Origin of the sequence: Enterobacter sp. ZOR0014 (assembly GCF_000798855.1) — a bacterium.
Taxonomy (GTDB): Bacteria; Pseudomonadota; Gammaproteobacteria; order Enterobacterales; family Enterobacteriaceae; genus Enterobacter; species Enterobacter kobei.
Window position 1 is genome coordinate 1 of record NZ_JTLF01000119.1, and the last position, 16,673, is coordinate 16,673.

At 57.1% G+C, this 16,673-nt stretch carries 8 protein-coding genes; 4 read left to right on the forward strand and 4 right to left on the reverse strand.

All coding sequences use genetic code 11. The features are described 5' to 3' along the window. Positions 1-1,323 (reverse strand): MFS transporter (locus tag L977_RS06165; RefSeq protein ID WP_052192610.1); only part of this gene is annotated, 1,323 nt, incomplete at its 3' end. A 327-nt stretch (positions 1,324-1,650) separates the two neighbouring features. On the opposite strand from L977_RS06165, the gene L977_RS06170 reads away from it, so the two are divergent. Then, complete coding sequence (locus L977_RS06170) at positions 1,651-2,445, forward strand: YdcF family protein (RefSeq protein WP_047625306.1); 795 nt, start codon at positions 1,651-1,653, stop codon at positions 2,443-2,445. Positions 2,446-2,499: 54 nt separating this feature from the next. On the opposite strand, the gene gap is transcribed toward L977_RS06170, so the two are convergent. Further along, on the reverse strand, positions 2,500-3,501 hold the full coding sequence (gene gap, locus L977_RS06175) for a type I glyceraldehyde-3-phosphate dehydrogenase (protein ID WP_023330368.1): 1,002 nt from the start codon (positions 3,499-3,501) through the stop codon (positions 2,500-2,502). Positions 3,502-3,690: 189 nt separating this feature from the next. On the opposite strand from gap, the gene cybB reads away from it, so the two are divergent. Further along, the gene (cybB, locus tag L977_RS06180; protein WP_014883764.1) at positions 3,691-4,221 is read left to right on the forward strand and encodes a cytochrome b561; all 531 of its coding nucleotides are present in this window, start codon (positions 3,691-3,693) and stop codon (positions 4,219-4,221) included. 90 nt (positions 4,222-4,311) lie between these two features. On the opposite strand, the gene L977_RS06185 is transcribed toward cybB, so the two are convergent. Together L977_RS06185 and L977_RS06190 are read right to left on the reverse strand one after the other, a co-directional pair. Further along, on the reverse strand, positions 4,312-5,379 hold the full coding sequence (locus L977_RS06185) for an oxidoreductase (protein WP_047625309.1): 1,068 nt from the start codon (positions 5,377-5,379) through the stop codon (positions 4,312-4,314). Between the two features lie 13 nt (positions 5,380-5,392). After that, entirely contained in the window at positions 5,393-6,136 is a 744-nt protein-coding gene (locus L977_RS06190) for a DeoR/GlpR family DNA-binding transcription regulator (protein ID WP_023338309.1), read from the reverse strand. A 737-nt stretch (positions 6,137-6,873) separates the two neighbouring features. Here L977_RS06190 and L977_RS06195 point away from each other — a divergent pair. Both L977_RS06195 and L977_RS06200 read left to right on the forward strand, forming a co-directional pair. Then, on the forward strand, positions 6,874-8,211 hold the full coding sequence (locus L977_RS06195) for a TolC family outer membrane protein (RefSeq protein WP_023337257.1): 1,338 nt from the start codon (positions 6,874-6,876) through the stop codon (positions 8,209-8,211). Between the two features lie 121 nt (positions 8,212-8,332). Beyond that, the coding region (locus L977_RS06200) for an Ig-like domain-containing protein (protein WP_047625311.1) at positions 8,333-16,673 on the forward strand (8,341 nt) is incomplete at its 3' end.

The following is a 16,673-nucleotide window of genomic DNA, read 5'->3' on the forward strand; positions in this document are numbered from 1 at the left end:
GAACAAGATCTGGTCTGGTTGTGCCTGGACCGCGGGCGTTCGTTTCACGCGGCTGGCGCAGAAAATGGCAATCAGTGAGATAGCAACCGTAACGGCCAGATACCAGGCAACGGGCACCCAATCGCCGTCGTATTTTGCCAGCAGTCCAGTGGCAATCAGCGGGGCGGTACCGCCTGCCAGCGCGGCACCTAACTGATAACCGAGCGTAATACCGGTGTAGCGTACGTTTGCGCTGAAGATCTCAGAGCAGAGTGTGCCGAGTACCGCCGTTACCGGAGCCCACAACACGCCAAAGGCGATGACCGTTGCGAGCACAATGCCCCACGTCGTGCCCGTATTGAGCAGCATAAACCATGGCACGATAAACAAACCGAGTATGAAGACGCTTGTGGCATACATGCGCTGCCGGCCAATTTTATCCGAGAGCAACCCCATTAATGGGATCATGATCGTGGCGACCAGGGCTCCCAGCGTCACGGCTTCCAGCGCCTGTGATTTCTGATAGGTGAGCGTGGTGGTGGCATAGCTCACCACGAAGGTTGAGAAAATATAGAATGGGGCGGTTTCCACGACCTTCAGCCCGGCGGCAATCAGCACTTCGCGCCAGTGATGCTTCAGCGTATCGCGGAGTGGGGCTTTCGCTACCTGACCAGACGCTTTCACCTTTTGAAAATCAGGCGTTTCATCAATATCTTTTCGGATCCACAGGCCGAGCAATACCAGTACCGAGCTCAGCAGGAACGGGATCCGCCAGCCCCAGGAGAGAAAATCCTCTTCACTGAACAGGGTCATCAGCGAAACAATAAAGGTCGCCATCAGCATGCCGATGGTCACGCCCGCCTGCGGAATGCTGCCGAAGAACCCTTTGCGTTTTTCTGGCGCGTATTCATAGGCCAGCAACAGCGCGCCGCCCCGTTCACCGCCGATGCCCATCCCCTGAATGATACGCATCAGGATCAGCAGCGCGGGAGCCCACATGCCAATCATCTCATACGTCGGCAGCAGGCCAATCATGACGGTTGCACCGCCCATCAACGAGAGGGTCAGGACAAGGGTCTTTTTACGTCCGATGCGGTCACCGATATGTGCAAAAAGTACCCCGCCAATGGGGCGAATAAAAAAGGTTAAGGAGAAGGAGAGATAAGAGAGAATGAGTCCGATCACCGGATCGACCATCGGGAAGAAGATCTTATTAAAGACCAGCGCGGCCGCCGTACCGTAGAGAAAATAGTCAAACCATTCAATGGCGCTCCCGGTAAGGCTGGCGATTAACACCTTCTTATTTTTTCGTAATACCGTCGTCGTACTTTCATGTTCTGTCATGACCTGAAACCTCGCCACGTTAATGATGTAAGAGGTGTCACCTGGCGCGCTTCAGGTGCAACCTGTGATGATGAAAAAGGTTATCAAATTGTTAAGCAACTTAGGGTTGGATGTTGTATTTAGCAAGCGCAGGGGGGATAAAACTGGTCAGATCACGGTGAAATAAGCAGCGTTGGGTGCTTTTTCATGACGCCTGTACCATACAATGTTTTGTTGGGCTGAAAATCAAAAGCATAATAGGCAGGTGCAACCCGATGATTTTTGGATGTTTCTGGTTATTTCAGAAAAATGATAAATTCGGTGATTCAACAACGCGAGGAGTTCACCATGGTTCAGCCCCATTTCCCCGTCCTGCCGGACGCTACGCTTACGGCCATCAATACTGTCGGTGAATGGCTGGCGCAGGACGATCTCCGCGGCACGTCTCAAACCCCGGATGTTGATGGGGTGATTCTTGCAGGAAACGCGGTGATCCCGACCATTGAAGCCGCCTGCCGAATTGCCGCAGAAAAGCAGGTTCCGCTGCTGATTAGCGGCGGTATCGGCCACTCGACAACGTTTTTGTATGATGCGATCCGTCACCACCCCCGTTATCACCCACTGCCGGTGTCCGGGCGGGCGGAAGCAAGCATTCTTGCCGACATTGCGCGGGAGTTCTGGCAGATCCCCGAGTCGCGCCTGTGGGTTGAAGATCGCTCCACTAACTGCGGAGAAAACGCCCGATTTAGCTGGAACATGCTGAAACAGCACCAGCGAACAAGCGGACGAATGCTGGTGGTTCAGGATCCGACGATGCAGCGCCGTACGATGGCGACATTCGCCCGCGCTTGCCGCGATGAGCCCGTTTCTCCGCAGTGGATTAGCCACCCGGGAATCACGCCAATACTGCAAAACGGCAAAAACGGCGTGGTATTTAGCGAGGGTAACGCAGGGCTGTGGGACGTTGAGCGTTACCTTTCGCTGGTGATGGGGGAACTGCCGCGTCTGTATGACGATGAGAACGGCTATGGCCCGGCTGGGCGGGATTTTATCGCGCACGTCGAATTCCCTGAGGCTGTCACCGAAGCCTGGAAACAGCTTCAGCAGGATCCGGTCCTGAAGGTGGCGCGTAAAATCATCTGAGCACGGGGCAATCCCCTCGCCCCTTTGGGGAGAGGGTCAGGGTGAGGGGGAATTTCACAGCGCGGCGAACTTATCCAGCGTACGCACTAGCTGCGTCACGAAACCATACTCGTTGTCATACCACGCGACGGCCTTCACCAGTTGCAGGTCTCCCGCTTCCGACACCTCCGTCTGTGTGGCGTCGAATACCGAACCGTAGTGCGAACCAATCACGTCTGACGACACAATTTCATCATCGGTATACCCGAACGATTTATTCCCCTGTGTCGCCTTTTTCAGCGCAGCGTTGATCTCCTCAACGGTAACTTTCTTGCCAAGAATGGCGACCAGCTCGGTGACGGAGCCGGTTTTTACCGGCACGCGCTGCGCGTGGCCTTTCAGCTTGCCGCTGAGCGCAGGGATCACCAGGCCGATGGCTTTTGCCGCACCGGTCGTGTGCGGAATAATGTTCTCAGCTGCTGCCCGCGAGGCGCGTAGATCTTTCCCGCGCGGTCCATCCACCAGCGCCTGGGTGCCGGTGTAGGCATGGATGGTGGTCATGGTGCCCACTTTTATTTCAAACGCATCGTGCAGGGCTTTTGCCAGCGGGGCCAGGCAGTTGGTGGTGCAGGACGCGACGGAAATAATGGTGTCACTGGCGTTAATCGTGTCGTCATTCACGCTATAGACGATGGTTTTCATGTCACCTGCAGGTGCCGAAATCAGCACTTTTTTCGCACCTGCGTCCAGATGTGCCCGGGATTTCTCTTCAGAGGTGTAGAAGCCGGTGCACTCCACGACAATATCCACCCCCGCCGTTTTCCATGGAATATGCTTTGCCTCTTTCTCCGCGTATACCGCAATGGTCTTACCGTCGACGATCAGCGCATCTTCAGTGAAATCTACGCTCCACGGGAAGCCACCGTAGTTGGAATCATGTCTGAGCAGGTAAGCCAGCACTTTCGGGGAGGTGAGGTCGTTGATGGCGACGACAGTATTACTGTCCTGAGTTTCAAGAAGGCGGCGCAGAACAAGGCGTCCAATGCGTCCGAATCCGTTAATGCCAATTTTACTCATTGTGTTCTCCTGTGAACATGTCGATACGACAGTTTGAACTCATCCAGGCTTAGACCATCACGGACAGGGCGGCAATTGAAGATACTTCATCCGCAGGGAAGTGACTGAAAAGTCATACAGAAAAGTTAATGAATTTTTAAGGAAAGGAGATTATGTTGGCGCGGTGACTGTTTTTTTTCAGGAAATCCCATGCGTACTAAATATTCAAGCCTGCAGATTGCGATTCACTGGCTGGTGTTTTTGTTAGTTGTCGTCGCCTACTGCGCGATGGAGTTTAGAGGCTTTTTCCCGCGTACCGATCGCCCGGTGATAAACATGATCCACGTCTCCTGCGGGATCTCGGTGCTGGTGCTGATGGTGGCGAGATTGCTCATCCGCCTTAAATATCCCGCACCGCCTATTCAGCCGAAACCCAAAGCGATGATCACCGGTATGTCGCACCTTGGGCATCTCATCGTTTATCTGCTGTTTATTGCGCTGCCGCTGATTGGCATTGTGATGATGTATAACCGCGGAAACGACTGGTTTGCCTTTGGCCTGCTGATGCCGCATGCGGCGGAAGGGAATTTTGATCTGGTGGATATGCTGAAGGAGTGGCACGAGACGCTCGCCAATCTCGGCTATTTCTTGATTGGTCTGCACGCGGCGGCGGCGCTAATGCATCACTATTTCTGGAAAGACAATACGCTGCTGCGCATGATGCCGAAAAAGCGTCAGTAGTCTTTTCGCCCGGCGGCGCTGCGCTTGCACGGGCCTACAAACGGCTCAAACTCGTAGGCCGGGTAAGCGCAGCGCCACCCGGCTTGTTTTTTAACGCAGCAGAGCACGCTCTTCAGCCGTTAACGCCAGCGTCTGCGTTGTCCCGGTCTCTGATGATTTCACCGCTGCTTCCAGCACAGCCATGACCGCTAACGCCTCGACAGGGTGAACGGGATGGGGGATTTCCCCGCGCAGCGCATCACGCACGTGGATGTAATACTGGCGCTGGTCGCCTTTCGGTGTGGCAACGGTCTGCGTTGCACCGTCTGCCCCGAAGAACACCATGCTGTCGCTGTCTTCTCCCCAGGTTTCGCTGCCGGGGATCACTCCTGCAAGCAGTTGTGCTTCCTGCTGATCGATTCTGGCCTTTACCACGCTGCCTTTATCCCCGTGAACGGTAAAGCGCGCCGTCCCGCCAGCGACCAGCATGCTGGCGTGCAGAATAACCTTGTGCGCCGGGTAATTTAAAACCACGTGCGCCCAGTCGTCGATCTCCGCACCCTCGCGCAGCGTCGCGATATTCCCCTGAACCGACTCAGGCAGGCCAAACAGCTGTAGCGTCTGGTCGATCAGGTGCGGCCCCAGGTCAAACCACAGACCGCTCCCGGGAACGTTCTGCTCGCGCCAGCGCACGCGGACTTCCGGACGGAAGCGATCAATATGCGACTCCAGGTGCTTGACCTTGCCGAGCGTGCCTTGCGCAATAATCTGTTTAATGCCGAGGAAATCGCTGTCCCAGCGGCGGTTATGAAAAACAGAGAGCAGGAGCTGTTTTTCATCCGCCAGCGCGATCAGGTCGCGGGCTTCCTTCATATCGAGGGTAAAAGGCTTATCCACGACGACATGTTTCCCGGCGTTCAGGGCCAGCGTAGCCAGCGGGGTGTGAGTGGCGTTAGGCGAGGCAATCACCACCACGTCGATATCAGGATGCTGAATAGCCTCTTCCGGTGTCGCGACCACAAGCACATCCGGAAGATCGCGTTTTACCTTCTCTTCATCACGGGAAGAGACCACCGCCAGCCTAAGCCCGTCCACGGACTGGATCAGCGGAGCATGGAAGGTTTTACCCACAAATCCATACCCGATCAGCGCAATGTTGATTGTTTGAACTTTACTCATGACCTTCTCCACGTTATTGCGCGCATACGGTGACCTGTAATGCGCCAGGGTCCCCAAGCTCAGGCCAGGGACGATCTAAAAAGAGTTGATGAATGTCGGATAACCCTGAAACCAGATACGGTTCACAGCGGTTAACTTTCAGATGGTCGGCCACGATCCAGTGTTCATGGCTTGCGGCGAGCATCGCACGTTTCACCTCAGCATCGGCCTCTTTACCGGCACTCAGACCGAGTTCGGCATGAATGGCGCACGCCCCAAGAATGGCGATATCTGCCCGATAGCGGGAGAGCAACGACAACGTGGCGCTTCCGGCAAACAGGCGCTGTTTCGGGTCCCATTTCCCGCCGAGCAGGATCAGATCAATGTCTTCCCGGTCGCTAAAATGCTGGGCGATGTCCAGCGAAGTGGTGATCACGGTGTGAGGCCCCTGAAGAAAGGTCGCGACGGCCATCACCGTGCTGCCGGCATCCAGAAAAAGGGTGGAACCGGCTGGAACCGCCTGCGCGACCTGTTTCCCCAGGCGTTGCTTGGTTTCAGGCAGCAGCGTGTTGCGGCCCTGACGATTCATGGCGGAAAGATTAAGGGCGATAGCGCCACCGTGGTTCTTCTGGGCCAGCCCCTGATTTTCCAGGTCGGTGAGATCCCGACGGATGGTATCTGCTGAAACCTGCAGCTTTTCTGCCAGCTCAGTAATGCTGGCCTGACCTTGATCGCTCAAAATATCAAGGACATAACGTTGACGTGCGGTCTTGTGCATGGCTGCACTCCTGCAAAATGTCGCAATAATTCGCATAATACAGCATTTTTGCGCAGAGGGAAGCAGGGGAATGGGTAAGCGGTCGGGAGGTGCAGTCATTCCGGTAGGTGATTATTACATTTGTATTAAGCAGATATCATTAAGCCGTTTTGAATGTTAACCACAGTGTTATTGTTTTGTTTTATTTAATGATTTGGGTTATGTAACCATTATACTACCATTGAATGGAATAAAATTCTGTATATAAGATTTATAGTGGCGCTTAATCTCTTACTTTAGTTTTTTAATGGATTTTTATTTTGGTGCGAGGTCGGTAATAACTTAAATTGACACTTCTTTGAAAATCTTTGTGTCTGACGCTCCTGGAAATTAACGCAAAAATGTACAGAGAGTAGATTAGGAATTTTCCTTAAATAACAGAGGGTTTATATGTTTCATTTGAAATGCCCTTTTTATGGTTTTGTCCAGAAACCCCATCTTTTTTCTTATTTGTAACACCACATTAACATTGTGGGTGTAGTGGCTTATACCACATTTTGTTATGCTGCAAATCAGTTTAAGAAATAAGTAAATTCTTAATTGAAATAAGACGACGGACTTTCTCACTTCCAATGGAAATGGGTGTGGGGGAGTTTTACCTGAAATTCAGTGAGGACGCTAAAGAAGATATTTGTCTAATTATCTATACCTCTTTTTGGGTAATTGCCTGAGTTTGGCTCAGAGTCAGGGAGATAAAAATGACGATATTGCGAAAGCCTATGTTACGCCGATTTACAACAGCACTGGCATTAATTTCATTCGCCATAAATACGGCTTATGCCAATAGTCACCAGGCAGGGATTGCCGCAGTGGCAAAGACGACCTTAAAAGAAAGTATTCTTTTTGCTATCGATCGCGATCCCTCAATTAGTCAGCAGGCCGCACAATTAGGTATTGGTCAGGCGCAAATAGATGAAGCGCGTAGCGGCTGGATGCCACAAATCGCGTTGAACGGGAGCACGGGTCATAGCCAGACCACCGATTCCAGCGGATCGCTGAAGAATTCTGCGGCCTGGGGGATTAGTCTGACCCAGCTGCTGTACGATTTCGGGAAAACCAATAACAGCATCAGCCAGTCTTCCGCCCAGCGCGATAGTTACCGCTACCAGCTGATGAGTACGCTCTCTGATGTGGCGGAGAAAACGGCACTCAGCTACGTGGAAGTTAAACGCTATTCCGATCTGCTCCAGGCGGCAAAGGACAACGTTCAGGCGCTTAAAAATGTTGAGCAACTGGCAAAACTGCGTGCGGATGCAGGGGTGAGCTCCACTTCCGATGAACTGCAGACCCGCACGCGTATTGCTGGCATGCAGGCAACGGTCGCGCAGTATAACGCCGCCTTAAACAGCGCCCGCGCAAGGCTTGCGGTCTTAACCGGGATGCAGGCTGACGCTTATTCGCCCGTGCCTGCGAACCTCGCCGTTGAGCCTGATTCGCTTAACCGCATTGATTATTCCTTGATACCCACGGTGTTAGCGGCGCAGAACCGGGAGCGTTCGGCCCAGTACGGCGTGGAAACGGCGAAGTCCCAGCACTGGCCGACCTTAAGCCTGAAGGGGGGGCGTACCCGTTATGAGTCGGACAACCGTTCTTACTGGGACGACCAGATCCAGCTCAATATTGATGCACCGCTTTATCAGGGCGGCGCGGTCTCCGCACGTGTGCGTCAGGCAGAAGGCGCACGGGCTATGGCCTCTTCTATGGTTGATCAGGCGCGCTTCGATGTTCTGCAAAAAGCCTCCGTTGCGCAGGCTGACTGGACCGGTGCACGGGGAAGAATGGAAGCCGGTAAGCTGCAGCTGGAAAATGCACTGCGTGCCCGTGATGTTTATAAAAATGAATACACCCTGAGCAAGCGGAGCATTAATGATTTGCTCAGCGTTGAGCAGGATGTCTGGCAGGCCACGTCGGCAAAAATAATCGCTGAGTATGATGGGTGGAGTTCGGCAATTAATTATGCTTCCGCGGTTGATAATTTAATGTCGCTTATTGGAATAGAGAAAAACGCTGCCGCAAAATTACCCGATTTGAGTTAAAAAAAGACGCGCATAGCTGCGCAAAATAAGACTGAAAATAATGGGTGTTTTTTCCCAGGGATAGCTACATCCATCTGGTGGACATATCCACAGGAATCCGCACACCTGCAAGGAGAAGAATATGAGTAACGTAAAGGTTGTTGATGTCATCATTCGCAAAACGGCAGAAAAAACGAAATTAACCGGAGACGGAAATCTCTCGGTATCCATTTCATCGCCGAGTGTGATTGAAATCCAGGGCTCAGCTCAGGATGTGGTGCGTTATGTCCGCCAGGGTAAAGACCTTCTCATTTATATGAAAGATGGCAGCGTTATTCGCTGTAATAACTATTTTGTCGAAGATCCTGAAACCCATCATCAGTCAGAGCTGGTATTCAACGATCATCAGGAACTGACGCATATTTCTTTTGCCGATGCCGGGGAAGCGTCTGGCGCTGCTGTCACTGAGTTAACCGCCCAGGCCACACCCATTAGCAGCATTGAACCTTTCCTTGAGCAGGAAAGTGTCCTGAGCGATGCGCCGTGGGGCTGGATTGCGGGTGCTGCCCTGGGCGGTGGCGCCATCGGGGCGCTGCTGGCCAACGGCGGTGACGGCGAAACGAAAACGAAAGTCATTGATAACACCAAAGAAGTGGAAAGTGCCACGCCGACCTTTTTGCTGTCGGACAAGGTGGGTGACAAGCAGGGTGTGCTGAGCGCGAACGCGATCACGGACGATAACACCCCGACCTTTAGCGGTAGCGGCCAACCGGGCGCGACCATTCAGATCAAAGACAGCAGCGGAAGCACCATTGCCAGTGCGATGGTGGGTAAAGACGGCACCTGGACGGTAAAACTCCCGACCCAGTCTGACGGAGAGCATACGTGGTCGGTCGTGCAGATCGACGGCAGCAAAACCACCTCTGCAGGCAGCATCACGGTAACCGTCTCCACGGCCGAGGCCTCCATTACGCTGGCGACAACGGCGGGTGACAACGTGATAAACGCCAGCGAGCAGTCTGCCGGTTTTACGCTGTCCGGCAGCAGCCAGCATCTGGCGAAGGGAACCGACGTTTCCGTGACGCTGAACGGTAAAACCTACACGGCGGAAGTGGGGGCCAACGGCGCGTGGAGCGTAAAAGTGCCAGCGGCAGACGCGCAGGCGCTGGGCGATGGCACCTGGACGGTCAACGTCAGCGGCAAAGACGCGGCGGGGAATACCGTGAGCGGAAGCCAGACGATTGGCGTGGATACCGTTGCGCCAACGCTCTCTGTCGATACGCTCGCGCAGGACAATATCATCAATGCCGCCGAGCACAACCAGCCGCTGACGCTGACCGGTAAAACCAACGCGGAAGCCGGACAAATTGTGACGGTAACGCTGAACGGCAAAAACTATAACGCCACGGTGGGCAGCGATGGCACCTGGTCCGTCACGCTTGCCGCCAGCGAGGTGCAGGCTCTCAGTGAGGGCAACCACACCCTGACGGTGAACGTCAGTGACAAAGCGGGTAACGGTACATCAGCGACGGCAGATTTCTCGGTTCATACTGCGGCGCCGGTCATTACCGTTCACACCGTGGCGGGCGATGATTTTCTCAATACCAGCGAGCAGGGCCAGGCACAGATTATCTCCGGCCAGGCGAGCGGTGCCGCCGCAGGCGATGTGGTGACCGTGACCGTGGGCGGTAAGACCTTCACCGGCGTGGTGCTGGCAGACGGCAGCTGGAGCGTAGGCGTCCCGGCGTCCGTTGTGGGTGCGCTGGGAGAAGGCCACCACACCCTTTCGGTGTCCGTGACCAATGCGGCAGGCAACACCAGCAGCGCCACGCACGGCATCACGCTGAGCGGCAACCCGCCGGAATTCACGATTGACGCCATCAGCCAGGATAACGTGCTGAATGCCCAGGAGGCGATGCAGCCGCTGAGCCTGTCCGGCACCAGCAATCTGCCTGACGGCAGCGCCATCACCGTCACGCTGAATAACGTGAATTATCCGGCCACCGTCGAAAACGGTATCTGGTCCATCCAGGTGCCGGTTTCCGACGTGTTGAATCTGGCTAACACGCTTTACACCGTTACCGTTAGCGGCACCGACAGCGTGGGCAACAGCGGTTCTGCCGAAGCGAATCTGCTGGTGGATACCGTGCTGCCGCAGGTCATTATCAACACCTTTGCAGGCGACAACCTGGTCAATAACGCCGAAGCGGGCGTGGATCAAACCCTCAGCGGTCGCGTTACCGGCGCGGCGGCGGGCGATACGGTGTCTGTTACCGTGGGCGGTAAGAGCTACAGCGCCACGGTAGGCAGCGATCTCACCTGGAGCGTCACCATTCCGTCGGCGGATCTTCAGGCGTTCGGCGATGGTGATTTAACCTTCACCGCATCGGTAACCAACGGGCACGGTAATACCGGCACCGGCGAGCGTGATATCAACATCAACGCTCAGCTGCCGGGTCTGCGCGTGAACACCATTTCCGGCGATGACGTGATCAACGCCATCGAACAGCAGCACGATCTGACCGTCACCGGTGCCAGCACCCATCTGGCTGCGGGCACACAGATTGTCGTTACCATCAATAACGTCGAGTACGTCACCGCGGTTAACGCCAGCGGCAACTGGCAGATTGGCGTTCCGGCGGCGGATCTTCAGGCCTGGACGGCGGGCGAGGTGACGGTCAACGTCAGCGCGAAAGATGCCTGGAACAACACCGTTTCGGCAGAACACCCGATTGAACTCGACCTCAACGCCGTGGCGGTCACCATTGATACCGTCTCCAGCGATGACATGCTCAACGCGACAGAAAAAGGCAGCGATTTAACCCTGTCCGGCCAGACGCAGGGCGTGGAAGCGGGGCAGACCGTGGTGGTGAAATTCGCCGACCAGACCTTCACCGCCCAGGTGCAGCAGGATGGCTCCTGGAGCCTGACCGTACCGGCCAGCGCGATGGACACGCTGATCGACGGTCGCGCACAGGTGAGCGTCAGCGTCACCAACATCAACGGTAACACTGCCGACGCGTCGCGCGTGGTCACGGTGGATACCCTGCCGCCAGCGATTACCCTTGATAACCTGACCGCGGATAACATCATTAATGCGGCCGAAGCGCAGCAGGATTTAGTCTTAAGCGGCAGCAGCACGGCAGAATCGGGCCAGACGGTCACCGTAACGCTGAACGGCAAAACGTACCAGACCACGGTCCAGACGGACGGTACCTGGCAGTTGAGCGTTCCGGCGGCTGACGTTGGCGCTCTGGCCGACGGTATCGTGACCGTGACGGCCAGCGTGAGCGACGTGGCGGGTAACACCAGCAGCGCCGATCGCGTCGGTCTGGTAGACGCAACCGTGCCGCAGGTGACCATCAACGACTTTGTCACCGCCACCAACACCATTAACCAGCTTGCCCATTCTCAGGCGCAGATCCTGAGCGGCTCCGTGACCGGCGCGGCAGCGGGCGACCGGGTGACCATCACCATCAACAATGTGGATTACACCACCGTGGTGGATGCGGCGGGCAACTGGAGCCTCGGTCTGCCAGCGTCCGTGGTGCAGGGGCTGGCCGACGGTACCTGGACCATCGACGTCTCCGTGACCGACAGGTCCGGTAATACCGGAAGCAGTTCGCTGGATGTGGTGGTGAATACCGTGACGCCGGTCATCGGTATTAATACCCTGGCAGCAGATGACGTGATCAATGCGACCGAGAAAGGTCAGGATCTGCAACTCTCTGGTACCAGCAACCAGCCGGAAGGAACCCGTATCACCGTCACCCTGAACGGCATCGACTACACGGCTATTGCCGATGCCAGCGGTAACTGGAGCGTCACCGTACCGGCGACGGCGGTAGGTGCGCTGGGCGAAGCGCATTACACCGTGACGGCGAACGTGACCGACAGCGTGGGCAACAGCGCCTCTGCAAGTCACGATGTGCTGGTGGACAGTTCGCTGCCGGTTGTGACGATCAATACCCTGGCGGGCGATAATATCGTTAACGCAGCGGAGGTTGCGGCAGGGCAAACCCTGACCGGTAAAGTGGCTCACGCGGCGCCAGGTGACACTGTCACGATTATCCTTGGCGGCGAGACATACACGGCCACCGTGCAGGACGATCTCACCTGGAGCCTGCCGTTAAGCGAGGGCCAGTTAACCGCGCTCGGCAATGGCGATTTGACGCTGTCAGCCAGCGTCACCAACGCCCACGGTAATACCGGCTCATCCTCTCTGGACTTCACCATCGACGCCCAGCTTCCTGGGCTGCGTATTGACACCGTGGCGGGCGATGACGTGATTAACATCATCGAACACGGTCAAAACCTGATTGTGTCCGGCTCCAGCACCGATCTGGTCGCGGGCAGCACCGTCACGGTAACCATTAACGGCAGCAACTATTTCGCCACCGTGCTGGCGGACGGCACCTGGAAGGCGGCGATCCCGGCCGCGGATGTGTCGCAGTGGGCGGACGGTTCGCTCGATATCAAGGCAAGCGCACAGGATACCTCCGGCAACCCGGTGAATATTGGCACCGTTGTGGATGTCGATCTCGCGCCTGTCGCCATCACTATCAGCAGCGTGACCGACGATAATGTGCTGAACGCGGCGGAAAAAGGTCAGGATCTGCTGCTTTCCGGCACCACTTCCAATGTGGAAGCGGGTCAGACCGTGACCATTACCTTTGCGGGTAAAACCTGGACCACGACCGTGGATGCCAACGGCGACTGGACGTATACCGTACCGGCAGCCGATCTGAGCGGCCTGAAAGACGGCGACGCCAGCGTGCAGGTAACCGTTACCAACGTGAACGGCAACGCGGCGTCTTCGGCGCAGGAATTCAGCGTCGATACCACCGCGCCGACGGTGACCATCAACACCATCAGCAATGACAATATGCTCAACGCGGCTGAGGCGGGGCAGGATTTGACCCTGAGCGGCTCCACCACGGCCGAAGCCGGCCAGACGGTGACGGTCTCGTTCAACGGCAAGCAGTACACCGCGCAGGTGCAGGCGGACGGCAGCTGGACACTCAACGTGCCGGCGGCGGATCTGGCAGGCATCAGCGACGGTAACGCCACGGTCACGGCATCGGTTTCCGATAAAGCCGGTAACCCGACAAGCGCGGATGCCTCCGTTCTGGTGGATACCACCGTGCCACAGATTAGCTTCAACATCGTCGCGGGCGATGACATCGTGAACATTGCTGAGCACGGTCAGGCGCTGATCGTCTCCGGTAAGGTGACGGGCGCGCAGGCGGGCGATGTCATCACGGTGACCCTGAACGGGAAAGACTACACCGCAATGCTGGATGCGTCCGGGAGCTGGAGCGTGGGCGTTCCGGCAACGGACGTGGGCGCGCTGGGGAACGGCAACCAGACGATCGCGGCGACACTCACCGATAAAGCGGGTAACAGCACCACCGCAACGCATGACGTTGAGGCCTCCCTGACCGCGCCGGTGATTGCCATCAATACCCTGGCGGTTGACGACGTGATCAACGCGGCCGAAAAAGGCCAGGACCTGCTGGTTTCCGGCAGCAGTAACCAGCCGGACGGCACCAGCATTACGGTGACCCTGAACGGCATCAGTTACACCGCCATCACGGACGCCAGCGGCAACTGGTGCGTCACCGTACCGGCGGCAAACGTCTCGGCGCTGGGCGAAGCGAGCTACGCCGTGACGGCAAACGTGACCGACGCGGCAGGTAACAGCGCGAGTACCAGCCACAGCGTTGTGGTCGACAGCGCGCTCCCGGTGGTGACCATTAATCCTGTCGCCACGGATGATGTGATTAATGCGGCAGAGGTCGCCGCAGGCCAGACCCTGAGCGGGAAAGTGAGCGGGGCAGCGATCGGTGACACTGTCACTATTTCCATCGGTGGCAACATCTACACCGCCACGGTACAGGACGACCTGAGCTGGTCGGTCAACGTACCGTCCACGGTCTTAACCGCCATCGGTAACGGCGATCTGACGGTGTCCGCCAGCGTCACCAACGGCCATGGCAATACCGGCACCGGCGAGCGCGACATCACCATCGATGCCAGCCTGCCCGGTCTGCGCGTCGATACCGTCGCGGGCGACGATGTGATTAACAGCATCGAACATGCGCAAAACCTGATTATCACCGGGTCAAGCGATGGCCTGGCAGCCGGTTCGGCACTCACGGTAACCGTCAACGGAAAAACCTACGCGGCAACCGTGCTGGCAGACGGCACCTGGGCGGCGGCGATCCCGGCGGCAGACGTTAGCGCGCTGGGCGCAGGCACGGTCACCGTAACGGTTGACGGCCAGAGCACGGCGGGCACGCCGGTCACCATCAGCCACGACGTGAAGGTAGATTTGGCCGCAGTCGCCATCAGCATTAATCCGATTGCCACCGACGACGTGATTAACGCGACGGAAAAAGGCGCGGACCTGGTCCTGTCCGGCTCCACCACCAATGTGGAAGCTAACCAGACCGTCACCATCACCTTCGACGGCAAGTCGTACACCGCGACGGTCGATGCCAGCGGCAACTGGACGACCACCGTACCGTCTGCCGATTTGGGCAGCCTGAAAGACGGCGACGCCAGCGTACAGGTGAGCGTGACCAACGTGAACGGCAACAGCGCGTCAGCTGGCCGTGAGTACAGCGTGGACGCGACGGCGCCGACGGTCTCGATTGACATCATCAGCGACAACAACATCATCAATGCGGCCGAAGCGCAGCAGGATCTGGTCATTAATGGCGTGACCAACGCCGAAGCGGGCCAGACGGTGACGGTCACGCTGAACGGTAAAGACTACACCACCACCGTAGCGGCAAACGGCAGCTGGAGCGTAACCATGCCGTCTGCGGATCTGGGCGCGATTGCTGACGGTAACTACACCGTCAGCGCCGCCGTCGCGGATAAAGCGGGCAACCCGGCCTCTGCCGATCGCGACGTGCTGGTTGATACCACCGTTCCACAGCTGACCATCCACACCGTATCCGACGACGATGTGATCAACAGCGCCGAACATGCGCAGGCGCTGATTGTCACCGGTTCTGTGTCCGGCGCGGCGGCGGGTGATGTGGTCACCGTGACGATCAACAACAAATCATACACAGCCACTCTGGATGCCTCTGGCAACTGGAGCGTGGGCGTACCGGCGGCGGATGTGACCGCGTTGACCGCGGGAGATTACACCATCACCGCGGCGCTGACCGATAAAGCGGGCAACAGTAACAGCACCACACACAGCGTGGAGGTAAACCTGAGCGCGCCGGTGCTGACCATTGACACCGTTTCCGGTGACGATGTGATCAACAGTTCAGAGAAAACCCAGGATCTGACGATCTCCGGTACGGCTTCCGGCCTGGCGGCAGGCGCGGCGGTGACCGTGATGCTCAACGGCAAAGCCTACAGCGCAACGGTGGACGCTAACGGTAAATGGACGACCACGGTTCCGGCGGATCAGGTCGGTCAGCTGGGTGAAGCGCTTTACACCGTTACCGCGTCAGCAACGGACGGCGTTGGCAACAGCACCAGTACCTCTCATACCGTGAATGTCGAGTCCGTTCTGCCGGGTGTCATTATCAACACCGTGGCGGGCGATGACGTCATTAACGCGGCAGAACTGGCGGCAGGCCAGAGCATCAGCGGCTCGGTAGTCAATGCCGAAGCAGGCAACACGGTTACCGTGACTCTCGGAGGCAAAACGTATACCGCGACGGTCCAGAGCGATCTCACCTGGTCCGTTAACGTGACGCAAGCCGAACTGACAGCGCTGGGCAACGGCGAGTTGACCGTATCTGCCAGCGTAACCAACGGCGTGGGTAACAGCGGCTCCGCTGAGCGCGATATCACTATCGACGCTAACCTGCCTGGGCTGCGCGTCGATACCGTCGCGGGCGACGATGTGATCAACAGCATCGAACATAATCAAAACCTGATTATTACGGGTACAAGCGACGGGCTGACGGCGGGCACGGCGCTGACCGTCACCGTGAACAATAAAACCTACCCGGCGACCGTCCTGGCTGACGGCACCTGGAGTGCGGCGATCCCGGCGGCGGACGTGGGTGCCCTGGCGGCAGGCACGGTGACCGTTACCGTGGCAGGCCAGAACGGTGCGGGTAACCCGGTTTCCATTAATCACGATGTGACGGTGGATCTGGCGACCGTTGCCATCAGCATTGACGCCATCGCTTCAGACAATGTGATTAACGCGGCCGAGAAGGGCGCGGATCTGGTGCTCTCCGGCACCACCTCGAACGTGGAAGCAAACCAGACCGTCACCATTACCTTTGGCGGCAAGAATTATACCGCCACGGTGGATGCTGAGGGTAAATGGACCGCCACGGTGCCAGCGGGCGATCTGGCAGGTCTGAAAGACGGCGACGCCAGCGTACAGGTGAGCGTCACTAACGTGAACGGCAACAGCGCGTCGGCGGGCCGCGAGTACAGCGTGGACGCCACTGCGCCGTCCGTGACCATCAACACGATCGCGGGTGACGACATTCTCA